Origin of the sequence: uncultured Arcobacter sp. (assembly GCF_937982575.1) — a bacterium.
Lineage (GTDB): Bacteria > Campylobacterota > Campylobacteria > Campylobacterales > Arcobacteraceae > Arcobacter.
The window spans coordinates 49,856-70,959 of record NZ_CALJLR010000019.1; the positions used below are offsets into that span (position 1 = coordinate 49,856).

At 26.1% G+C, this 21,104-nt stretch carries 19 protein-coding genes; 13 read left to right on the forward strand and 6 right to left on the reverse strand.

Annotation, left to right across the window (positions count from 1 at the left end):
• Positions 1 to 45 precede the first annotated feature (45 nt).
• The 4 genes from tig to Q0617_RS11490 are packed head-to-tail and all read left to right on the forward strand — an operon-like array spanning position 46 to position 3,526.
• Complete coding sequence (tig, locus tag Q0617_RS11475; RefSeq protein WP_298753438.1) at positions 46 to 1,347, forward strand: trigger factor; 1,302 nt, start codon at positions 46 to 48, stop codon at positions 1,345 to 1,347.
• A 21-nt stretch (positions 1,348 to 1,368) separates the two neighbouring features.
• The gene (gene clpP, locus Q0617_RS11480; RefSeq protein WP_298753439.1) at positions 1,369 to 1,953 is read left to right on the forward strand and encodes an ATP-dependent Clp endopeptidase proteolytic subunit ClpP; all 585 of its coding nucleotides are present in this window, start codon (positions 1,369 to 1,371) and stop codon (positions 1,951 to 1,953) included.
• Positions 1,954 to 1,965: 12 nt separating this feature from the next.
• Complete coding sequence (gene def, locus Q0617_RS11485) at positions 1,966 to 2,478, forward strand: peptide deformylase (RefSeq protein WP_298753440.1); 513 nt, start codon at positions 1,966 to 1,968, stop codon at positions 2,476 to 2,478.
• Positions 2,479 to 2,515: 37 nt separating this feature from the next.
• Positions 2,516 to 3,526, forward strand: a complete 1,011-nt coding sequence (locus tag Q0617_RS11490) for a TIGR00341 family protein (RefSeq protein ID WP_298753441.1) — start codon at positions 2,516 to 2,518, stop codon at positions 3,524 to 3,526.
• 68 nt (positions 3,527 to 3,594) lie between these two features.
• On the opposite strand, the gene Q0617_RS11495 is transcribed toward Q0617_RS11490, so the two are convergent.
• Entirely contained in the window at positions 3,595 to 4,941 is a 1,347-nt protein-coding gene (locus tag Q0617_RS11495; RefSeq protein WP_298753442.1) for a hypothetical protein, read from the reverse strand.
• Between the two features lie 182 nt (positions 4,942 to 5,123).
• Here Q0617_RS11495 and Q0617_RS11500 point away from each other — a divergent pair, with 182 nt between their 5' ends.
• The 4 genes from Q0617_RS11500 (at position 5,124) to Q0617_RS11515 (ending at position 11,750) form a co-directional block, all read left to right on the forward strand.
• Complete coding sequence (locus tag Q0617_RS11500) at positions 5,124 to 6,011, forward strand: magnesium chelatase domain-containing protein (protein ID WP_298753443.1); 888 nt, start codon at positions 5,124 to 5,126, stop codon at positions 6,009 to 6,011.
• 213 nt (positions 6,012 to 6,224) lie between these two features.
• On the forward strand, positions 6,225 to 8,936 hold the full coding sequence (locus Q0617_RS11505) for a transporter substrate-binding domain-containing protein (protein ID WP_298753445.1): 2,712 nt from the start codon (positions 6,225 to 6,227) through the stop codon (positions 8,934 to 8,936).
• Between the two features lie 3 nt (positions 8,937 to 8,939).
• On the forward strand, positions 8,940 to 10,595 hold the full coding sequence (locus Q0617_RS11510; RefSeq protein ID WP_298753446.1) for a diguanylate cyclase: 1,656 nt from the start codon (positions 8,940 to 8,942) through the stop codon (positions 10,593 to 10,595).
• Between the two features lie 3 nt (positions 10,596 to 10,598).
• Positions 10,599 to 11,750, forward strand: a complete 1,152-nt coding sequence (locus Q0617_RS11515) for a response regulator (protein WP_298753447.1) — start codon at positions 10,599 to 10,601, stop codon at positions 11,748 to 11,750.
• A gap of 17 nt (positions 11,751 to 11,767) precedes the next feature.
• On the opposite strand, the gene Q0617_RS11520 is transcribed toward Q0617_RS11515, so the two are convergent.
• Positions 11,768 to 12,508: an endonuclease gene (locus Q0617_RS11520; protein ID WP_298753448.1), complete on the reverse strand. Its 741-nt coding sequence runs from the start codon at positions 12,506 to 12,508 to the stop codon at positions 11,768 to 11,770.
• 191 nt (positions 12,509 to 12,699) lie between these two features.
• Here Q0617_RS11520 and Q0617_RS11525 point away from each other — a divergent pair, with 191 nt between their 5' ends.
• Both Q0617_RS11525 and Q0617_RS11530 read left to right on the forward strand, forming a co-directional pair.
• Complete coding sequence (locus Q0617_RS11525; protein ID WP_298753449.1) at positions 12,700 to 12,939, forward strand: hypothetical protein; 240 nt, start codon at positions 12,700 to 12,702, stop codon at positions 12,937 to 12,939.
• Positions 12,940 to 12,982: 43 nt separating this feature from the next.
• The gene (locus tag Q0617_RS11530) at positions 12,983 to 14,713 is read left to right on the forward strand and encodes a Tn7-like element transposition protein TnsE (protein ID WP_298753450.1); all 1,731 of its coding nucleotides are present in this window, start codon (positions 12,983 to 12,985) and stop codon (positions 14,711 to 14,713) included.
• A 28-nt stretch (positions 14,714 to 14,741) separates the two neighbouring features.
• Here Q0617_RS11530 and Q0617_RS11535 read toward each other — a convergent pair whose 3' ends face one another.
• The gene (locus tag Q0617_RS11535) at positions 14,742 to 15,086 is read right to left on the reverse strand and encodes a hypothetical protein (RefSeq protein ID WP_298753451.1); all 345 of its coding nucleotides are present in this window, start codon (positions 15,084 to 15,086) and stop codon (positions 14,742 to 14,744) included.
• A gap of 67 nt (positions 15,087 to 15,153) precedes the next feature.
• Between Q0617_RS11535 and Q0617_RS11540 the strand changes: the two genes are divergently transcribed.
• Entirely contained in the window at positions 15,154 to 16,179 is a 1,026-nt protein-coding gene (locus Q0617_RS11540) for a DNA cytosine methyltransferase (protein ID WP_298753452.1), read from the forward strand.
• 10 nt (positions 16,180 to 16,189) lie between these two features.
• On the opposite strand, the gene Q0617_RS11545 is transcribed toward Q0617_RS11540, so the two are convergent.
• Positions 16,190 to 17,815, reverse strand: a complete 1,626-nt coding sequence (locus Q0617_RS11545; RefSeq protein ID WP_298753454.1) for an ATP-binding protein — start codon at positions 17,813 to 17,815, stop codon at positions 16,190 to 16,192.
• A gap of 211 nt (positions 17,816 to 18,026) precedes the next feature.
• Between Q0617_RS11545 and Q0617_RS11550 the strand changes: the two genes are divergently transcribed.
• Together Q0617_RS11550 and Q0617_RS11555 are read left to right on the forward strand one after the other, a co-directional pair.
• Positions 18,027 to 19,379, forward strand: coding sequence for a hypothetical protein (locus Q0617_RS11550; protein ID WP_298753455.1), 1,353 nt, complete (start codon positions 18,027 to 18,029; stop codon positions 19,377 to 19,379).
• Between the two features lie 22 nt (positions 19,380 to 19,401).
• Entirely contained in the window at positions 19,402 to 19,584 is a 183-nt protein-coding gene (locus Q0617_RS11555; protein ID WP_298753456.1) for a hypothetical protein, read from the forward strand.
• Positions 19,585 to 19,616: 32 nt separating this feature from the next.
• Here Q0617_RS11555 and Q0617_RS11560 read toward each other — a convergent pair whose 3' ends face one another.
• Together Q0617_RS11560 and Q0617_RS11565 are read right to left on the reverse strand one after the other, a co-directional pair.
• The gene (locus Q0617_RS11560; protein ID WP_298753457.1) at positions 19,617 to 20,204 is read right to left on the reverse strand and encodes a TniQ family protein; all 588 of its coding nucleotides are present in this window, start codon (positions 20,202 to 20,204) and stop codon (positions 19,617 to 19,619) included.
• The gene (locus Q0617_RS11565) at positions 20,201 to 21,103 is read right to left on the reverse strand and encodes a TniB family NTP-binding protein (RefSeq protein WP_298753458.1); all 903 of its coding nucleotides are present in this window, start codon (positions 21,101 to 21,103) and stop codon (positions 20,201 to 20,203) included. Before Q0617_RS11565 ends, Q0617_RS11560 begins: the two co-directional genes overlap by 4 nt.
• Position 21,104 lies beyond the last annotated feature (1 nt).

Here is a 21,104-nt window from a genome sequence, read left to right on the forward strand (position 1 = left end):
AATTTAGATAAAATCGCTCAAAATTATTATATTGGAGAAAAGTTAATGGAATTTAACGCAAAAAGAGTTGACGAAGCTAATGCAGAAATAACTGCAACTATGAATAGCGCTGCAATCGATGCAAAAACAGACAAGATTGCTAAAGAAGCTGCTAAAACAATGAACATTCAAGGATTTAGAAAAGGTAAAGTTCCTATTAATGTTGTAAAAGCTAGATATGGTGAAAAGTTATCTGAAGATGCTGCTAATGAAGTATTAAGAGATTTATTACAAGAAGCTTTAGCTGAGTTAGAAATTGCGAATGAAGAGTTAATTGGTGAGCCAGCTGTTACTAAATATGAGAAAAAAGATAATGGTGATATTGATGTTGAACTTAAAATATCTTGTAAACCAAAATTTGAATTAGGTGATTATAAATCATTAATTCCAGCTGTTAAAGAGAAAAAAGTAGCTAAAAAAGATTTAAATGAAAGATTAGATTCTCTTGCAAAAGGTTCTGCTCCTTTAGAAAAAATCAAAAGAAAAAGAATGGTAAAAGATGGTGATTTCGCTGTTATTGATTTCGAAGGATTTGTTGATGGTGTTGCATTTGAAGGTGGAAAAGCTGAGAAATATGCACTAGAAATTGGTTCAAACTCTTTTATTCCAGGATTTGAAGAACAAATCTTAGGTATGAAATATGAAGAGCAAAAAGATGTAGTAGTAACTTTCCCTGAAGCTTACCAATCAAAAGATTTAGCTGGTAAAGAGGCTACATTTAAAGTAACATTACATGAAATTCAAGAAAAAGTTCCTGCTGAATTAGATGATGAATTTGCTAAAAAAATGCTTCCAAATGAAGAAGATGCTACAATTGATACTTTAAAAGCTAAAATTGAAGAGCAAATGAAAACAGAATTAATGTTCTCTTATTATAGAGAAGAGTTAAAACCTGCATATTTAGATAAATTAGTTGAAAAAGTAAACTTTGCATTACCTGCAACAGTTGTTGAACAAGAAGTAAATTATGCGTTAAACAACAAAGTTAGAACAATGAAAGAAGAAGAAATCAAAGAACTTCAAGAAGATGCAGCAAAAGTTGATGTAATCAGAGATGAGTTAAGAGCAGATGCTGAAACTTCTGTAAAAGCTACATTTATTGTAGATGCCTTAGCAGCTGCTGAAGGTGTTGAAGTAAATGATCAAGAAGTTACTCAAGTAATTTATTATGAAGCAATGCAAAATGGACAAAATCCTCAAGATGTTTTAAAACAATATCAAGATGCAGGTTATATGCCAGCAATTAAAATGTCAATGATTGAAGATAAAGTTCTAAATAAATTATTTGATGAAAAATTAGGTAAATAAATTAATAAATAGGAAGATTATATGAGTTATATTCCATACGTTGTAGAAAAATCTGGTAGAGGTGAAAGAAGTTATGATATCTATTCAAGACTTCTTAAAGATAGAATTATTATGTTAAGTGGAGAGATTAATGATCCTGTTGCTTCTACTGTTGTAGCGCAATTACTTTTTCTAGAAGCTGAAGATCCAGATAAAGATATCTATTTATACATAAACTCTCCGGGTGGAGTTATCACAAGTGGAATGTCTATATATGATACTATGAACTATATCAAACCTGATGTTTGTACTATTTGTATTGGACAAGCTGCTTCAATGGGTGCATTTTTATTAAGTTCAGGAGTAAAAGGTAAAAGATACTCTTTACCAAACTCTAGAGTTATGATTCACCAGCCATCAGGTGGAGCACAAGGTCAATCAACTGATATCCAAATTCAGGCAAAAGAGATTCAAAGAATGAAAGATACTCTTAATAAAATGATTGCTGAACAAACTGGTCAACCATTAAAAGTTATTGAAAAAGATACTGATAGAGATAACTTTATGAGTGCTGATGAAGCATGCAAATATGGTTTGATTGATGAAGTGATTACAAACCATAAATAGTAAAGAGAATAAATGATAAGAGAAGTAATAACTTATCCAAACAAACTGCTTAGAACAAAATCAAAAGATGTAGTGAAGTTCGATGAAGAACTTCATACTCTTTTGGATGATATGTACGACACTATGGTTGCACAAAGTGGAGTAGGTTTAGCTGCTATTCAAGTATCTATTCCTCTAAATGTACTTATTATCTTAATTCCAGATGAGAATGATATTCAAGAAAAAGACTCTTTAATAGAAGCAATAAATCCAAAAATTACACATAAAGATGGAATTCAAGTCTTTACAGAAGGTTGTTTAAGTGTTCCAGGATTTAATGAAGATGTAAAAAGAGCTCAACATATAATTGTTGAATATCAAGATAGATATGGAAATCATCTACAAATGGAAACAGAAGATTTCCCAGCAGTTGCTTGGCAACACGAAATGGACCATCTAGAAGGTCACCTTTTTATAGAAAAGCTTTCTTTAATGAAAAGAAAGAAATTCGAAAAAGAGTATAAAAAAGCTCAAAAGAGTAAATAAAGAGCTTTTTTATACAATAAAATAAAAAAGAGATTATATGAAATATCTTGAAATTGTTTTAAATGAATCAAGCAACGAAATTATAAAAAAAATTGCTGAAAATGTAAAAGCTAAGGATTTACGTTTTTATCCTGTGGATAAAGATGGTATGCAAATATCACGGATGATTGTAACAGACTACAATTTACAAGAAGCCATAGATAGTTTTTCTCATATTATGGGAGATCAAATATGCTCAAAAGTTATGATTCTTCCTATAGAAGCTTATTTGCCCAAAGAATCAGAAGAAAAAGAAAAAAAAGAAAATGAAGCAAATGCTGCAAAAGAAACAATATATAAAGAAATGAAACAAAATAGTGATATTAATTCAAACTATGTTTCTTTATTAGTTTTTTCTACAATAGTAGCTACAATTGGACTTATTCACAATAATTTAGCAATTATTATAGGAGCAATGGTTATTGCTCCATTATTAGGACCTAATATTGCATTTAGTTTTTCAGCTTCAATTGGAGATACAAAGTTAATGTATTCTTCAATTAAAACAGTGCTATTTGGACTTTTTATATCAATAATCCTTCCAATGTTTTTTGCAATGGCCTTTAATCAAAGTTTTGATGCCCCTGAATTATTATCAAGGACAGATGTTAGTTATGACTCCTTTATTCTTGCTTTAGCTTCAGGTGCTGCTGCTTCTTTATCAATTACAACAGGTCTGTCTAGTGTGTTAGTTGGAGTTATGGTATCTGCAGCGCTTTTACCTCCTGCTGCAGTTTTAGGAATTATGATTGGATCTGGGAATAGTGAGTTAGCTATAGGAGCTGGAGTTTTACTTTTAATTAATATTACAAGTATCAATTTAGCTAGTAAAGTAATATTTTTTATTAAAGGTATTAGACCAAGATTATGGCATGAAAAAGAGGAAGCTAAAAAGGCTATGATAATTTACATCTCTTCATGGGTAATCATATTGATAATATTATTTATATATATTTATTTTAATCCAAGTATATTAGAAGAGACTTTTTCGGGAAGCTCAAAAAAGTAAATAAACTATATAAAAGTCTATATAATTATTATATGGACTTTTATAAAATATACTCCTGAAATATTATCTTAACTATCTATCGTTGTTTTATTATATTGCTCTTTTAAATCTTGATATTTATTTATTACACTTAGGTAGTGCTCTTTAATCTCGTCATATTCTGTTTCTTGGTAATGCTCATCAAAAGTTTTGATTAACTCATCTAAGACTTTATTCATATCTTCTGTTATGAAGTTTATACTATTTACTTCATCAAAAGCAGTAAACTTTTCAGATATTAAATTTAAAATAGGATTTAAAAAGTTATTTATTTCATATATATCATTCATAGATTTTACTGTATTAAATAACACTTGATTAAAAGTTTCATCATCTGTTAATTCTGTAGTTCTTAGTAATGCATTGATTCTACTGTTTGTTCTAATTAGAGTATCATCAATAATTTCTCCTTTTTCATCTTTTTTAAAGATAAACTGATTGATTTTTTTCATCTCTTCATAAGAGAGTTTGTCCATTTCTATATTTGAAATCTCTTTGTCTTCTAAGATAGTTCTAAAAAGTTCTTTTTCTCTATTGTTTAAATTACTGATATCTAATTTATCCATTAATTCATCAAACTCTTTTTTCTCTTTTTCTTCATATTCATGTGTTATATTATTATAAAGTTCTACAACGTCAGCGTTATACAATGGATTTGGTTTTGTATTTCTAGTATATTGTTCAAGTTGTGCTTCATTTTCTACTCTATTTTTATCTTGTATATTATTGTATTGGGTTTCTATTTCCCTATAAACATAAATCATATTTTTATAATCACTTTTTACATCTTCATCACTTGTTTCTAAAAGTCCTTGGTTAAGCTCTTCTAAACGTTTACTAACTAACTCCTTCATATCTAAACCTATATAGGTTTTATATCTTATCCCTGAATCATATTGTTCATCAGTCAATGAGTCTTCAAAGATGATTTTTTCTTCTTGATTAATATATCCACCAAGTTCGTTTAACATAGATATTCCATCATCTTGTGAAAGATTCAGTTTTTTAAAAGTATTAAAAATAGCTTCATTGTACTCTTCATCATCACTTATATTTTGTGCAGATAATAGTGGAGCCATAGATAGCTTTTCAAAGCCAATAGAACTATCTGCTATATAATTTCCCTCTAAATCACTTCTTGAAGTAAATTGTTTGATTTTTTTTGTTTGTTCATATGTTAAAGTACTAAATTCTTCTTCAGTAACCATTCTATCTTCCACAATGGATTGAAAAAAATCTTTTTCATCCTCAGATAAATTATTTATTTGCAATTTTTCAAGTAGAGCATCAAATCTACTTTCACTTATTGGTTGTTTTATATCATCTATTCTTAGATGATTAAAATCTTCTTTTGTAGCTGTTCTTGATACTTGCATAAATACCTCCACTAAGTCAATATTTAATTATACATTTTCTTTATTTTTAAAAGCTATATATAATTGATAAAAAGAATTGTTTTAGATAAATTTCAACAAATATTCAGAAAAGTTATAAAATTATAATAAAATTAATAAAAAATCACATATAATAAATAAATTAATTATTAAATGGATTTTATATGAAAACTATCAAAAGTGCTACTTTAGAATCTTTAGATGCCATATGTGTGGATGTAGAGGCTACTTTTACAAAAGGTTTGCCAAGTTTTTCAATAGTTGGACTAGCAAGTTCATCTATTCAAGAGTCAAAAGATAGGGTTAAATCTGCCTTATTAACCAATGAGTTTAAATTTCCACCTAAAAAAATCACTATAAACCTTTCACCTTCTGATATAAATAAAAATGGTACCCACTTTGATTTATCAATTGCACTTTTAATTGCAATGTATGATACAAAAGTAAAGTTTGATGGTTTTTATATATTTGCTGAACTTGCCCTTGATGGAACACTAAAAGATAACAGTTCAATTTTTCCTTTGGTATTATCTTTGGCAAAAAAGATAGAGAATCTAAATGTGTTAGTACCAAAATCAATAGAAAATAAAATTGCAATGATTCCTAATATAAATGTATATAGTGTAAAAAATCTAAATGAAGCAATTATGTTTTTTAACACAAAAGAGAAAGATACTTATAAAGTAACTCAAGCCCAAATGCCTTGTGACACTCTCACTATTGATGATAAGATTTATTATTATAATAAAAAGTATGAATTAGACTTTCGTGATGTAAAAGGGCAAATCATAGCTAAAAGAGCAGCCTTGATAGCAGTATGTGGCAATCATAATGTTATATTTGAGGGAAGTCCTGGTTGTGGAAAATCTATGATAATAAAAAGATTAAAATATATTATGCCTCCACAAACAGTTGATCAAATACTTGAAAAAGCAAAACTAGACTCCTTAAACTTAAGAGAGCCAAACTTTGATGGTAGTATTGTCTTTCGTTCTCCCCACCATACGTCAACAAAGGCATCTATATTTGGTGGAGGTTGTTATTCTCAATAAAAGATGCAAATATGCAGTAAATAATGCAAAATTTTATAGTATTATATTTTATAGCTTTTTATAATGAAAAATTAATTGGCTTGTTAAAAGTATATTTTGTCTTCTAATCCTACTGATTGTGCACTGTAAAGTTAAACTTTTATGTCCATACTTTAGGCGTTAATAAGTGAATATACTATATTATTACCTAAATTGTAAGATAAGAGAAAAAGTTTGAAAAATATTATATTGTTGATTGTACTATTATTTATAAATAATAGTTTGTTCTCAAAAGAGTTGATACTAACAAAAGAAGAAAAGAATTATTTAAAAAATAATCCTGTATTAACTGCAGGTTACTCTACAGATTTTGAATCTTTGTATAATAAAGATGGGGTAGAGGGCACTGTAAATGGAATTATTCCAGATTTATATAGTCTTGTTAGTTCAAAATTAAACATAAAAATAAATTTCAGAACAAATACATGGGATAAAACAATTAAAGATGCACAAGATGGCAAAATTGATTTTATTCCACTAATGGCACCAAATACTGCAAAAAATAATAAGCTACTTATCACAGACCCGATTTATACTCATTTACTTGGAGTTTTTGGAAAAAAAGAATTAACAATAAATTCAATTGAAGATTTAAATAATCTTCGTGTTGTATATGTAGAAAATATAAAATTTTTAGATAACTATTTAAAAAGATATAATGAACAATTTAAATTAATAAAAGTTAAATCAACATTTGAAGCTTTTGAGAAGGTTATTAACAATAAAGCAGATGTGCTAATTGCTTTTCATAATGATGGTAATTATTTGATTAAAAAACATTTTCTTAATAACGTCAAGCCTCTGTATCTTTTAAATGATCTGCAAACTGAATCAGTAGCAGCTAGCTCGAATAAAACACTTCAGTCTATATTAACTAAAACACTAAATTCAATAACTTATGAAGATAAAATCAATATAGTAAATAATGTAACAAATTATCAGCATTCTTCAATTTTATCATCTATAGAAAATAGATATATTCAAGAAAATAAATTCACGATTTACTATAATGTAAAAGGTTGGTTACCTTTTATATTTAATGAAAATAATATTTTAAAAGGTATTGCAGTAGATTTTTGGGATGAAATTGCAAAAAGCTCGGGAATTTCAGCAAAATATTTTCCAGTAGATACTTTTTCAGAAAGTTTAAAGCTTTTTAAACAAAATCCCACTTCTTTATTAACAGCCACTTCTTCTACAAAAGAGAGAGAAAAATACGCTTCTTTTAGTAAACCTTATGTTTCATTTCCTATTGGAATTGCAACTAATATAAAAGAAGATTTTTTAATAGATTTAAAAAAACTTGAAGGGAAAACTGTAGCAGTTGGAAAAAACTATTCTGCTCATAAACTACTTGAAAAATATTTTCCAAAGATTAATTTTGTACCCGTTGAAAATATACAAACTGCACTTAATCTGCTAGCCAATGGGAAAGTTTATGCAGTTGCTGATATATTACCTGTTTTAAATTATGAACTTAATAGAAATAGTTTTACTAATTTAAAAATATCTGGAACTAGTAAGTTTAATTTTGATGTGCAAATAATGGTAAATAAAGAAAATAAAGAATTGGTACCTATTTTAAATAAATTAATTGATAATTTAGATGAAAATAAAAAACAAGAAATAATTAATAAATGGCTTCATAATACAAAATTTGAAAAAGTAGATTATACCTTTATATACATAGTTGGTGTGCTTTTCATAATAATAATATTTTTTATGCTATTTCGTCAAAGTATTTTAACTAGACAAAAAAAAGCAATAGAACAAGAAGTAAAAAGAGCAACTGAAAAATTAAAAGAACTAAATAGAATATATGAAGATACTCAAAAACTGGCAAAGATTGCAACAATCAAAAAAGACATGATTACAGGTGAATATTGGGTATCAAATGAATTTTATAATATTTTCGAAATAAGTTCATCTGTAAAAATTGATCCTGACATAATAATATCAAAGATATATGATAAAGATAAAAATAAAATAAAAGAATTTATTGAAAGAAATGAGGTTTTTAAAGGTAAAAGTAATAACAAAGATAATATTAGCATTAGATTGAATTCTGAAAAAATAGGTATAAGATATATTGATATTTTCCTTTCTGTTATATTTGATAATAATAAAAACCCTATAGAACGTAGGGCTACAGTACAAGATATTTCAGACAAGATTTTAGTAGAAAAAGAGTCTGAAAAACAAAAAACAATACTGATACAACAAAGTAAACTAGCATCAATGGGAGAGATGATTGGGGCAATAGCACATCAATGGCGACAACCCTTAAATGAATTAACTATAAGAATCCAAAAGTTAAAATATAAATATAAAAATGAAGAGATTGATGAAAAATATGTAAATGAGTATGTTGAAAAGAATAAGAAAACTATAGATTTTATGAGTAAAACAATTGATGATTTTAGAAACTTCTTTAGAATTGATAAAATAAAAAAAGAATTTCATATTAAAGAGTCTATTGATGATGTATTAAATATATTAGGTTCACAATTAAAAAATCATTTTATTGAAGTAAATTACAATGAAAATGATTTTGTATATAACGGTTTTAAAACAGAGTTCCAGCAAGTATTGATTAACTTAATAAATAATTCAAAAGATGCATTTATTTCAAATAAAACAAAAGAGCCAAAAATAGATATTATTGTAGAAAATAATAGATTAATACTTCGGGATAATGCAGGTGGAATACCTAAAGATATTATAGAGAGGGTTTTTGAACCTTATTTTACAACTAAAGAACAAGGTGAAGGAACAGGTATTGGAATGTATATGTCTAAAATGATTATTGAAGATAACATGAATGGTAAAATAACTTTAAAAAATATTGATAATGGTCTTGAAGTTTATATAGAGTTTGGTATATAGTTTATGAAAAAATTTAAAAAAATAAATTCTATTTTATATGTAGAAGATGAAAAAAATATACGTGAAGAGTTAGCAGAATTTTTAGAGAATTTTTGTGAGACATTGTATTTAGCAGAAAATGGACTTGAAGGATTATCTTTATTTAAAGAATATAGCCCAGATATAATTATCTCTGACATAAAAATGCCTAAAATGAATGGTCTTGAGATGGCTAATGCTATTTTTGAACTTGATAAAGACTCACATATAATATTTACAACAGCATTTAATGACCAATCATTTTTACACGAAGCTATTGAAATTCATGCTGATGGATACATCATAAAACCAATTGATTTAGATAAGCTTGAATCAATGTTGATTAAGACTATAAAAATACAAAATATGCGAAAAGAATTAGACCTAAAAACAAAATATGAAATGAAGAAAAAAGCCGAATTAGAAACTATATTGGCAACTACAATTGATGGTATTGCAGTTTTAGATTTATCTTTAAACTTTTTGTATGCAAATAGTGCTTATGAAAGAATGATTGGATATTCTTTAACTGAACTAAAAAGTAAAAATGTATTTGATATTACAATTTTAGAACAAAAAAGTGCAATACAAGAAGTGATAAAAGAAGTTTTAGAAAAAGGTTATATTGACCATTTTCAAAAAAAATGTATTACTAAAAATGGTAAAAAAATCATTGTAGATATGTCATTAGCTATAATGCCAGAAAATCATAGAATATTAATTGCTACCAAAGATATAACAAAAGAAGTTAATTCTCAAAAAAAGATTCAAGAATATTTAGAAATTATAGATGAAAATATTATTACTTCAAGTACAGATTTAGAAGGTAGAATAACTTACGCTTCTAAAGCATTTTGTAATATATCAGGATATTCTAAAGAAGAATTAATTGGACAAAAACATAATATTATTAAAAATATGGATACTCCAGTAGAACTATATGAAGAACTTTGGGATGCTATAATAAAAAATCAAATATGGACAGGCGAATTAAAAAATAAAAATAAAAAAGGTCAAAGTTATTGGGTTTATATGAAAATCTATCCAGTTTTTAATGAAGATGGAATGAAAACTGGTTATACATCAATAAGACATGATATAACAAATTTAAAGAAAATTGAGAAAATGGCAATAAAAGATGCTTTAACCAATGTATATAATAGACACTTTTTTAATCAAACAATTGGCAAATATATACAAAATGCAAAAAGAAATGAAGAATTAGTTTGTTTTGCAATATTTGATATAGATTATTTTAAGCAGTATAATGACACTTATGGACACCAAGAAGGTGATAATGCACTTATAAAAGTTGCAAATGAAATAGAAAATAATTTGCACAGAGCAGATGATTATATTTTTAGATTGGGAGGAGAAGAGTTTGGAATACTTTTCAAATCAAATTCTAAAGAATATGTAATAGAATATTGTAATCAATTTATAGAAATAATACAAAATCTTAAAATAGAACATAGTAAAAGTAGTATTTCTAAACACCTCTCAATATCTGCAGGTCTTGTATGTGAAGAAGCAAGCTTAATTGAAAATGAGACTTTACTTTATAAGAAAGTTGATGAGTTATTATACAAAGCAAAAGAGCAAGGTAGAAATCAATTAGTCCATAATAAAAAGGAAGTTTAAAGAATGAAGAAAATAAAGTCAATTTTATATGTTGAAGATGAAATAAATGTTCAAAATGAGTTAGCTGAATTTTTAGAAAACTTTTGTGATAATTTATATACTGCTAACAATGGGTTTGAGGGATTAGAACTTTTTAAAAAATATACTCCTGAAATAATTATAACAGATATAAAAATGCCTACAATGGATGGCTTAGAAATGACTACTAAAATAAAAGAAATATCAGAAGATGTTTCTATTGTTTTTACTACTGCATTTAGTGATGTTTTATATTTTCAAGAAGCGATAGAACTTCAAGTTGAAGGATTTATTTTAAAGCCAATAAGTCTTGATGCTTTAGATAAAAAACTGTGTAACCTTATCTCATCATATGAATTAAAAAAAGAGCTTGAAGAAAAAGAGCAAATGTTAATACAGTCATCAAAACTAGCCGCTATGGGAGAAATGATAGGAAATATTGCACATCAGTGGAGACAACCATTATCTATGATTTCTACAATAGCTACTTCTTATGAATTAAAAAAAGAACTTGGAGAAGAAATTAATCTAAATAACTTTATTAATGATATGGATACTATAAATAAAAATGCACAATATCTTTCTCACACAATTGATGATTTTAGATCATTCTTTACACCAACTTTTATAAATAAGAAGTATAGTCTTAAGGAGTATATTGATAAGTGTATAGATTTAGTAACTGCATCTTTTGACTCTAATACAATACGTTTAATCAAAGAAATAGATGAAAAAATTAATTCTTATGGAGACCCTAAGCAACTTTTACAAGCTCTAATAAATATTTTAAATAATGCAAAAGATGCTTTTAAAAATATTAATGATTCTAGAGATAGATTAGTCTTTATAATCTCAGTGAAAGAAATTGAAAAAGACTCTATTATTATTGAAATAAAAGATAATGCAGGTGGAATACCAGAAGAGATTTTACCAAGAATTTTTGAACCTTATTTTACAACAAAAGATGAAGGACGTGGTACAGGACTTGGACTTTATATTACCCACACTATAATTACTAAACATTTAAAGGGTAAGATTAAAGTAGAAAATGAGAGTTTTGAATATGAGGGAACTAAGTATGTAGGTGCTAAGTTTTCAATTACTCTTCCTCTTATCTTATCTGTCAACGATAATTAGGATACAAAAACCTACTTTTATTGAATATATTTATTGTAGTTACCTTGAATAGCATTTACTTTTATATTTTTTTCTCTTTCTCTTGAAGATACAGGATCTGACTTATTCCAAGCATTAAATAGTTGCTTTTCCTGTTTAGATATTTTCATTCCATAAGTACCTTCAAAATAAAAGTAAGTTCTTGCTATATTCCCTCTAATGTCATCTTTAGGTTCAGCACGTCTAGCTTTAAAATCTACTTCAAAATCTACATCTCTGCCATAGGCTCTTTTTTCACCTTCAATAATTCCATATCTAAAATTAGATCTATCAGCATTTAATTCGCCAATAGCAGGTACAAGGTTATGTATATCAGCTTCCATAAGTTTAAATTGCTTATTTACTTTAGAACAACACTTTCTTCCTTTATAGGCTTTACCATTACTTTTAACACATTGAGAATCACCTTCTCTCCAACATGCAAATTGTCTTCCAAAGTTTTCAGCAGGAATTACATGTTCCCATTCAATTCTTCTTGCTCGTTTATTTAACTTTCCAGATTTAGTATATTCATTTCTAGGAGTATAACCACATGATTGTCTATCAATCATATTGTTCTTATCTTTATAGCTATATTTACAATTAGCATAGAATGTAATTTGATGATCTTTGTATATTTCTTTTAATAGTTTTTTTGATTTTGAAAAGGAATCAATAGTTGAGTTTGCTTGAGCAAATATGGAAAATGATAATATTAAGAGTAGTATATATTTCTTCAAAGAGTACCTTTAATAAATTATTATGAATATAATATAGCTAAATATAAATTAAATAAATTTTATTTTAAATTTAAAATAATTAAACATTTAAAAGATTTTCTTTATGTACTAATTATATTTTATTAAGTAACTCTTAATTATAATAGTATATTAGAATGTGATGATTAAATTAAAAATACTGAGGATTTAATATGAAAATTTTGATTATATTTATTTTACTTTTGGTAAATATAACTTTGTTTGCTGATCAGTATGTTAATGGTTACTATAAAAGTAATGGAACATATGTAAAAGGTTATTATAGGAGTAGTCCAAATGGTACTAAAAGCGATAATTTTAGCACTTATGGAAATACAAATCCTTATACAGGAGAAAAAGGAACTAAAAAATACAATAATTATGGATATGGAAATAGTTCAAAGAAAAACTAATATGGATACAGTGGATTAGGCAAATAGCTTTTGGAGTATATACTTGGCTAAAGAAGATATTGAATTAAATGATTTTACATTAACATACTTCCCAAAAGATAGGGATGTTGTTGTTTTTTCTTACGGTAATATTTATCAAACAGAAACAAATTTTAAAATTGCAATAATATTAAAAAGTATAGATAGTGATATTCCAGAATATTTTTTAGTATATATAAATCTAAAAGAATTACTAGCTTTTCCTATTGGAATACGTATAAAAAATCAAGAAAGAACTAATAAATTTGCAGGAACAAGAACAGATATTCGTATTGATGCAAGAGCTAAAGAGATTGAAAAAAAGCTTTTATTCCAAATTCCTCAACTAAATCAATATATTGAAAATTCCATAGTACCAGATAAAATAAATAAGTTTAATTGTAAATTTCATATAAAAGGACAATGGTATTATATTTTAAAAGATGAATTTACTAGTAAAAATATTTATATTCCACATTATGAAGTAGCAAGAAGATTTTACTTTACATCACCTTCAATGACTAGACAAATACTTTCAGCAGCTTTAGAAGAGAAATCCTCTGTTCTAAAAGGATTATATAAAAATATTGAAGATATTGATTTAGATACAAAAGAAATAGTATTAACACAAAATGCAAATACGAATGATGCAGAAAATATTTATAGATTTGCTACCAATGTAGATTCTTTTAATGCTTGGCATCAAATTAGAAGAAATTTAACTGCAAGTGCAATAAAGATTAGAGAACAAAAGCAAGTATCTGGAATTAGATCAACTGGTAATGAAATGAAATTGAAAGTAGATTTTCCAGTTAAAGAAGTAATTGATATACATGCAAGAGTGAAAGTATTACCAGATGGTTCCTTATTGGTTTTAAAAATATTAGAAGAAGATACAAGTTATAACTTTGAGAGGCTTTTTGTAAAGATTGAAAGAAAAAATAAACCAGATGAACCAGTAGGTGTTATTAATAAGGATAAGTCAGATAAAAACAACTTGTCAGGTAGAATTACTACAGAAAAACCAATAATAGATAAATCTCCAGTTGATGTAGAAGTTGAATTAGAAGAACGTGAAAGAAAACTCGGGCTTGAAGGTAAAGAGGTCATTAAAACAGTTGTAAAAGTTGATTCAGATAGTGATGTTACTGAAAGTAGTGAAGAATCAGAAGATAAAGATGTAGATTTAAGTTCAGAAGATGCTGAAAGTAATGGAGATGAAAATACAGCTTCATCAAATGTAAATGGTGAAGATAATGAACAAGATGAAGATGATAAAGATTATCTAACTTTAGAAGATTTTAAAAATATGTTATTTTCTTGTGCTCAAGAAAATAAAGAATTTAGTTATAGAATTGCAATTGATGATTATTTACCTCAAAAACCAGAAGAAGATAAAGATAAAAGACGAAAATGGCGTAAATCTAAATTAGTTGATAATGAGACTAAAAGAAAATATTTAGCTATAAATATTACTTTTGAAAAAAGAAATTTTACAATTATTGAAATACAAAGAGATAGTTTAGTAAAAGGGCTAAGTAGTTTAATAATATATGATAAAGATAATTCTAGAATAGATGATAATTTAATTTACTTAATAGCTAAAAATTTTGTTTATGAAAATGGCAGATGGTTAAAAAATTTTGGAACTATTTATTTTGAAAAAAATTTTCTTGAACACCCAAAAGGAGAAAATAGAGATAGTTTAAATGATTGGTATAAAAGACTAATATTAAAAATAAAAAAGAAAAGTTAAATTTAAAACATTTATTTTACGGTCTCCTTTATTTTTTAACTTTTCTTTTTTTAATAGGTTCCTGTGTATTTATTTCATACAGTTTTTTTACTTCATATGAATTTGTCTTGTGTAATTTTTCTATTCCATCTCTTAGCTGGTTTTTAACTTCTAATAAATCAATAATTTTCTCAATATAAAGTGGAATTATCAATTTATTTTCTCTCTTCCACCCATATATGGTTGATCTTGCAATACCAAAGTAACTAGAAAACTTTGATATATCCATGTCTATATTTAAGAGCCTTTTTTCAAAATCATTAAAGTGCATACTTGACTTTAGTGTTTTTCCTCTGTTTATACCTTTATTATTTATTGTATTAATTTCAAACAATATTAATCCTTTATTAAGTAAAAACATATTAAAATAATACAACTTATAAAAACATTAAGAGGTTATTATGAAAAAAATTAAGGCAATAGATTTTTTTAGTGGGGCAGGGGGCTTAACAAAGGGGCTTAGCCAAGCTGGCATAGATGTTTTTGCGGGAATTGATTTTGAATCATCATGCCGAGATACTTATGAAAAAAATAATGATGCAATATTTATTAATAAGAGTATTATAGATGTTACTACCAAAGAGATAAAAGAACTATTTAAAAATAATACTAGTAAAGAAGATTATATTATGCTAGCTGGTTGTGCACCTTGTCAGCCATACAGCATGATTAATACAAGAAAAAAACAAGATGATAATAGAAAAACTCTGCTAGATGAATTCAGAAGAATTATAAATGGAGTAAAGCCACACTTTGTACTCATGGAAAATGTTAGTAGATTAAATGAAGAAAATCCATATTTTTCTAAGTTTATTGATATGCTAGAAACAAATGGTTACAAATATGAATATAAAGTATTAAATGCTAAAAACTTTGGTGTAGCGCAGAATAGAAAAAGATTATTTTTAATTGCAACAAAATTAAAAAAAGTTAATCTTTCCTTTGATAATATCAAAACAAAGGAATCTATTTATTTAAAGGATGTAATCTATAATTTAGAAAAAATTCAACATAACCAACCATCTAAAGCTGATAAATTACACAGAGCTAGAAGGCTTGATGAATTAAATTTAAAAAGAATTAAAGCTACTCCGTTAAATGGTGGACTTAGAACTGATTGGAGTGAAGAACTAAAATTAGCTTGTCATAAGAAAAAAGAATCATTCTTAGATAACTATGGAAGACTTGCATGGGATAAATTTAGCTCTACTATTACAACAAAATTTAATCAATATTATAGTGGTAGATTTGGACACCCAGAACAAGATAGAGCTTTATCTCTAAGAGAAGGAGCTTTAATTCAGACATTTCCTTCAGATTATCAATTCTATGGAACAGATACTCAAATAGCAAGGCAAATCGGCAATGCTGTTCCTATTAACTTATCTAAAGCAGTTGGTGAGACTTTCATATTTGCAATTGCTTAAGATATAATAGTTATTTTTTAAAAGATAATTTATCAAGTTCTAAGAATAAGTCAACTAAAACAAGAAATCTTTTAGAATTCTCTTTTGATATTTGTTTGTTAAAACATTTTCTATCATTTGTATGTACCGTTGCATTTCTCATAGCAACAATAGATTTACCAAGTTCTCTTATTGAATTTTTGATATTTTTTTGTGTTTCAGGAGTTTGCTGTTTCACTAAATCATTTATTTTTGCATAATTTTCTTTTTCACTATATATATTATTAAAAGCATCATCTCCATCTTTACCTAGATAATTATATTTTGTTCTAATTGTATGTAATAATGTATCATAAGAGGTTGTAATATTATCTTTTGCATCATTTTTAAAAATTTGATCAGATTTTAAAATATATGTTGGAGTAATTGATTGTGCAATATACTTAAAGTCTTTGACTTTTGAATTATCTACGGCAGAATCTTTTATACTATCTTTAATTTTCATATTAAATAGCATATCAATTTGTTGTCTTACTTCTTTATTTGATATTGAGTCAATAATAAACTTTGTGTCTTTATATTCGGTAGTATTTTTATATTTATCAATTGCTGTTTCTTTTTTTTCTTTTTCATCTTTATCATATAAAGTTGCATAAGTTTTTAAAATCTTATTGATGATTTCAAATAGTTTTTCAGTGGTTTTTGTAGATTTTAAAGCAGTTCTATCTGTTCCAATATTATCTTGATTCTCATCATCTATAAAGTCAACATTTAATTCACTATATAAATATGCATAACCATAACTATTTGATGGATTAGTATTTAAATATGTAGCCTCTTGGCATAGCTTACCCCTTGCAAATAAAACAACACCTTTATTTTCCTTAAGAGTTACAGTTTTGTTTCGGGCAATAATAATTCCTGTAATATTATTTTCTTTTATATATTCAATATCTGCAGTATCTGTTAAAAACTTATCAATATCTTTTGGGATTATATATTCTAATTTATTACTTTGGTTGATAACTTCATCATCTCTAAATTTTTTATCAATTGTATAATTGCCTAGTTTAATAATAAATTTATCTTCATCTTTCTCATTCCCGTACATAATATTTATTCTTTTTGCAATTGATTGAGCAAGTTTTTTATCTTCAGGGATATTTTGATTATTATCAATTAAAAATATTGTTGTTCCATCACTTTCTTTTGATGGAATTGCCTTGTCATCGATTAAAGCATTATAATAAAAATCTCCATCCTTAGTATATCCAGTATCAATTTTTAATACTGTTTTTAAAGAATTTTGTATAGATTCAATTCTAAACTTTTTAAATAAGCCAAAACAAGCTAGTTTTCCAAATCCTTTTCTTCCTGTTACAGCCCTACCTCTAGATGTTTTTCCTTTTTTAACTTTTCTTCTATTTAATCCAACGGTCATATATGCATTACTTAGTTCATCGTAAGACATTCCAATACCATTATCATTTATAATTATTTCACCAACATCACTTTTTATTTCTATATCTACTTGCGTTGCATCTGCATCATATGAATTTGTAATATATTCTATAAGCACACCATATATATTTTTATATAAATCTTCACCTAATTGTATGACTGCATTGGCGCCTACATTAAATTCTACTTTTTTCATGGTACGTTTCCTATTTATGTAATATTAAACTTATTCTATATATTATCATAAAAGTTCTATATGTAATATATAGTTTTATTTTTATAAGACATTTATATTTAATTAATTAGTATATTATTATTTTTAGAAACTTATAAAAAACTTATTTAATCTTTATATGAATAAAATTATGATATAATTTAATATATTATAATTCTGGGGTTAATACTTTATGTTTATTGTTGAAAAATCACTAAATGATACAATTGAAAATCATACATATTATGAAGGGAAAGAACAATTAATTAATACTATTCAAACTAGATTCGATTTTTTTGTTAATAAAAGCAAAGTGTTTATAATTGAAGACTACATAGAAAATGAGTGGAGAGATAGTTTTGATTTGTATTATTCTAAAACACTTTACTCTCATTGTAATAGTTTTGTTAAAAGAGTTCATTTTATAAGTGATGATATTGATCAGGTAAAAGGTATTACAGAAGAAAATTATATTGGATATATAGATTTAAGACCAATTCCTATATCCCAAATTTCGAGAGTTAGGTTTAAGTGTACGAATAAAGCGTTTGAAGAATTTTCTGATGATGATATTTATTGTTTATCTATGGATACATCTGTAAATTTACCCCATATTTCTATAAAGTTTAATAGTTTTCCTATTTATGCACAAGATGGAATGGTTGCAATATGTGCACATGCCGATTTACTAATGATTTCTAAATATATGTATAAAAAATTTAATTTTAATAATTATAAATTGAAGGATATTATTAAAAATAATAATTTTCTCGATACTAATGGACGGAAACTTCCATCTGAGGGGTTAAATATTCTTCAAATGTTATCGATTTTAAGCGCAAATAATTATAATCCAATTGCGACTCATTTTAAATGTGCTAAGTATGGCAATATAGATATAATTGATTATATAAATTCTTTTTTGGAAAGTGCATTGCCAGTCATATTAGCATTTAATTCACATGTTATTTTAATTATAGGACATATGCATAATGGCAAAAGACATTATGTAATTGCTGATGATTCTACTTATCATGTAACAAAAAGTTTTAAAAAGACAGAAGCTCATGTGGCAATTATATCAGAAGATGATATTTTAAAAGAGTTAAAGCAAACTAATGTTTTTGTAATTGCACCAACTTTTGATAGATTTTATTTTCATTACCAATATTTAAAATTAATAATTGAAGAATATAAAAATTGGACAAAGAAGAATTTAGAAAAGTCTGACTTAAAAGATAAAAATACTATTAATATAAAAACAAGAGAGATTTTAGTAGAATCATGTAAATTAAAGCAATTTCTTCATACATGTGGAGATGATTCATATGAAAGTGTAATGATGCCTCATTATGTTTGGTACGTAGAAGGCTATATAAATGAAGTATTAGAAAGTAATTTAACACATTATTTTGTAGTTGATGCATCTGCACATAAAAGAGATAGACAATATAGTTTAATTTGTAATAATAAGAATGTTGTTGTTAGTTTTGCAAATAATTCTATGAAAAATAAAAAACAATTATCTAGATTAAAAAAGATTTAATAAAATTAAAAAAGGGGATATCTTGGAAAATATTGAACAATTAGCATTAGAAACTTTAGGTAGTAGTGATTCAAAAGAATTAAGTTGGGAACAATTTTCTTCACAACTTCAAGAAAGAAAAGAAGAGTTTAATGTTCAAATTGAAACACTTGAGCAACTAGATATAGAAGCACAAAATGTTGCTTCAACATTTTATGTTAGATAAGTAATATCTAACATAAAATAATTAAAAATATATCAACTGATTATTTTTTCACCACATTTATAACAGTAAACAAAACTTTTTTCTTCATAACTTTTTGAAATAGTTAAAGGTGTCAAACAGTTAGAGCATCTATCTAAAAGGTTGATATTATGTTTATAACAAACAGAATGTTTCTCTAATCTCCATATTTTTCTAAAATAGGCTATTTTATCTTCTTTCAAACATTCAGGACAGTACATTAATCCACCTTTTGTTTTTATATGACAATAGTTTCCTAAAGCTCTTATATTAGGTGTGTTGGTTTTTCCAGTGATTTTATCTGCAATAATTCCTTCTAAACTTCGAAGTGTCATATTAAATATAATATTTTCTGAATATCCACTTTTGAAAGATAATCTTTTTATTAAACTATCTGGACACCAAATGTCTAAATCTCTTTGCCAAATTATATTTGCTTTATATTCTTTAAAATGCATATTTGTAAAAGAAGTTGTATGCGTTAAATGTGCTCTTGCAACTCTTACTAACCAAGAACTTAATAATTCATCATCTTCTGGTTTAGGACGTATTATAAACTTTCTATTATTTAAATCAATAAATCTACTTACATGACTTATCATAATGTTTTAATATCATCAAAATGTTTTCTATTAGAAGGTTTTACAAACTTACATTTTTTTAGACATTGTAAATCAATTTTCTCTATGTTATTATCAATTGAATATTTAACTGAAGTATTAATTAAATCAACAATTTCACCTATATATCCTTCACTATAATCATGTATATAGTAGGCAAGTTCTTTAGTAGATGCTAGGTTTGAAGCTTTTTTAAGAGGAAGAGTTTTCTCAATACTAGCTAATAATGAAAGAAAATCTCTATCAAATAGCCATTTTTTAAGTGCTATAGGTTTAAACCTATTATTAATTTGACTATCAGTATTTGTTGCATGTAGTGCATCTGCAATACCAACAATTACAATAGGAATTTGTAATTCAGTACTTAAGTTTTTTAATGCATTCATAAAGGCTTTTTGTTTTGAAACCGGACCAACTAAAATATTATGAATTTCATCTACAATTAACATTTTAATTTCACATATATTAAAATAGTGTTCAATTAATTCACGTTTTTTATTTATTTTATCACCATTTCTATATGGAGCACCTAATCGTAAAAGTATTTTACTAAATAAATCAGTGATAGTTGCAGTTTCTGGTGCTACAACTGATAATACAGGAGTAATTGTAACTTCTTCTGCTTCATATGGTGGATGGGTTTTTATAAATTTGTTTATTATAGAAGTTTTGCCATTGTTTGTTTCTCCTACTAATAACATACATGGCATTCGACTTTTTTTTGGATGATTTAATAAGAAATCTAAATGTGATAAAATCTCTTTTGCCAAAGGATATGTAATCCATTTATCTTCAAATATAAATTGTTTTCTTTCTTCATTTGATAAAGAAAGTTTTTCTTTGACAACTGGAAATAAATTTTGTAAATGAGTATTATCCATC

Coding starts and splice junctions, on each gene's coding strand:
- tig (WP_298753438.1), top strand. CDS start 46: ATGGAATTTAACGCAAAAAGAGTTGACGAAGCTAATGCAGAAATAACT.
- clpP (WP_298753439.1), top strand. CDS start 1,369: ATGAGTTATATTCCATACGTTGTAGAAAAATCTGGTAGAGGTGAAAGA.
- def (WP_298753440.1), top strand. CDS start 1,966: ATGATAAGAGAAGTAATAACTTATCCAAACAAACTGCTTAGAACAAAA.
- Q0617_RS11490 (WP_298753441.1), top strand. CDS start 2,516: ATGAAATATCTTGAAATTGTTTTAAATGAATCAAGCAACGAAATTATA.
- Q0617_RS11495 (WP_298753442.1), bottom strand. CDS start 4,941: ATGCAAGTATCAAGAACAGCTACAAAAGAAGATTTTAATCATCTAAGA.
- Q0617_RS11500 (WP_298753443.1), top strand. CDS start 5,124: ATGAAAACTATCAAAAGTGCTACTTTAGAATCTTTAGATGCCATATGT.
- Q0617_RS11510 (WP_298753446.1), top strand. CDS start 8,940: ATGAAAAAATTTAAAAAAATAAATTCTATTTTATATGTAGAAGATGAA.
- Q0617_RS11515 (WP_298753447.1), top strand. CDS start 10,599: ATGAAGAAAATAAAGTCAATTTTATATGTTGAAGATGAAATAAATGTT.
- Q0617_RS11525 (WP_298753449.1), top strand. CDS start 12,700: ATGAAAATTTTGATTATATTTATTTTACTTTTGGTAAATATAACTTTG.
- Q0617_RS11540 (WP_298753452.1), top strand. CDS start 15,154: ATGAAAAAAATTAAGGCAATAGATTTTTTTAGTGGGGCAGGGGGCTTA.
- Q0617_RS11545 (WP_298753454.1), bottom strand. CDS start 17,815: ATGAAAAAAGTAGAATTTAATGTAGGCGCCAATGCAGTCATACAATTA.
- Q0617_RS11550 (WP_298753455.1), top strand. CDS start 18,027: ATGTTTATTGTTGAAAAATCACTAAATGATACAATTGAAAATCATACA.
- Q0617_RS11560 (WP_298753457.1), bottom strand. CDS start 20,204: ATGATAAGTCATGTAAGTAGATTTATTGATTTAAATAATAGAAAGTTT.
- Q0617_RS11565 (WP_298753458.1), bottom strand. CDS start 21,103: ATGGATAATACTCATTTACAAAATTTATTTCCAGTTGTCAAAGAAAAA.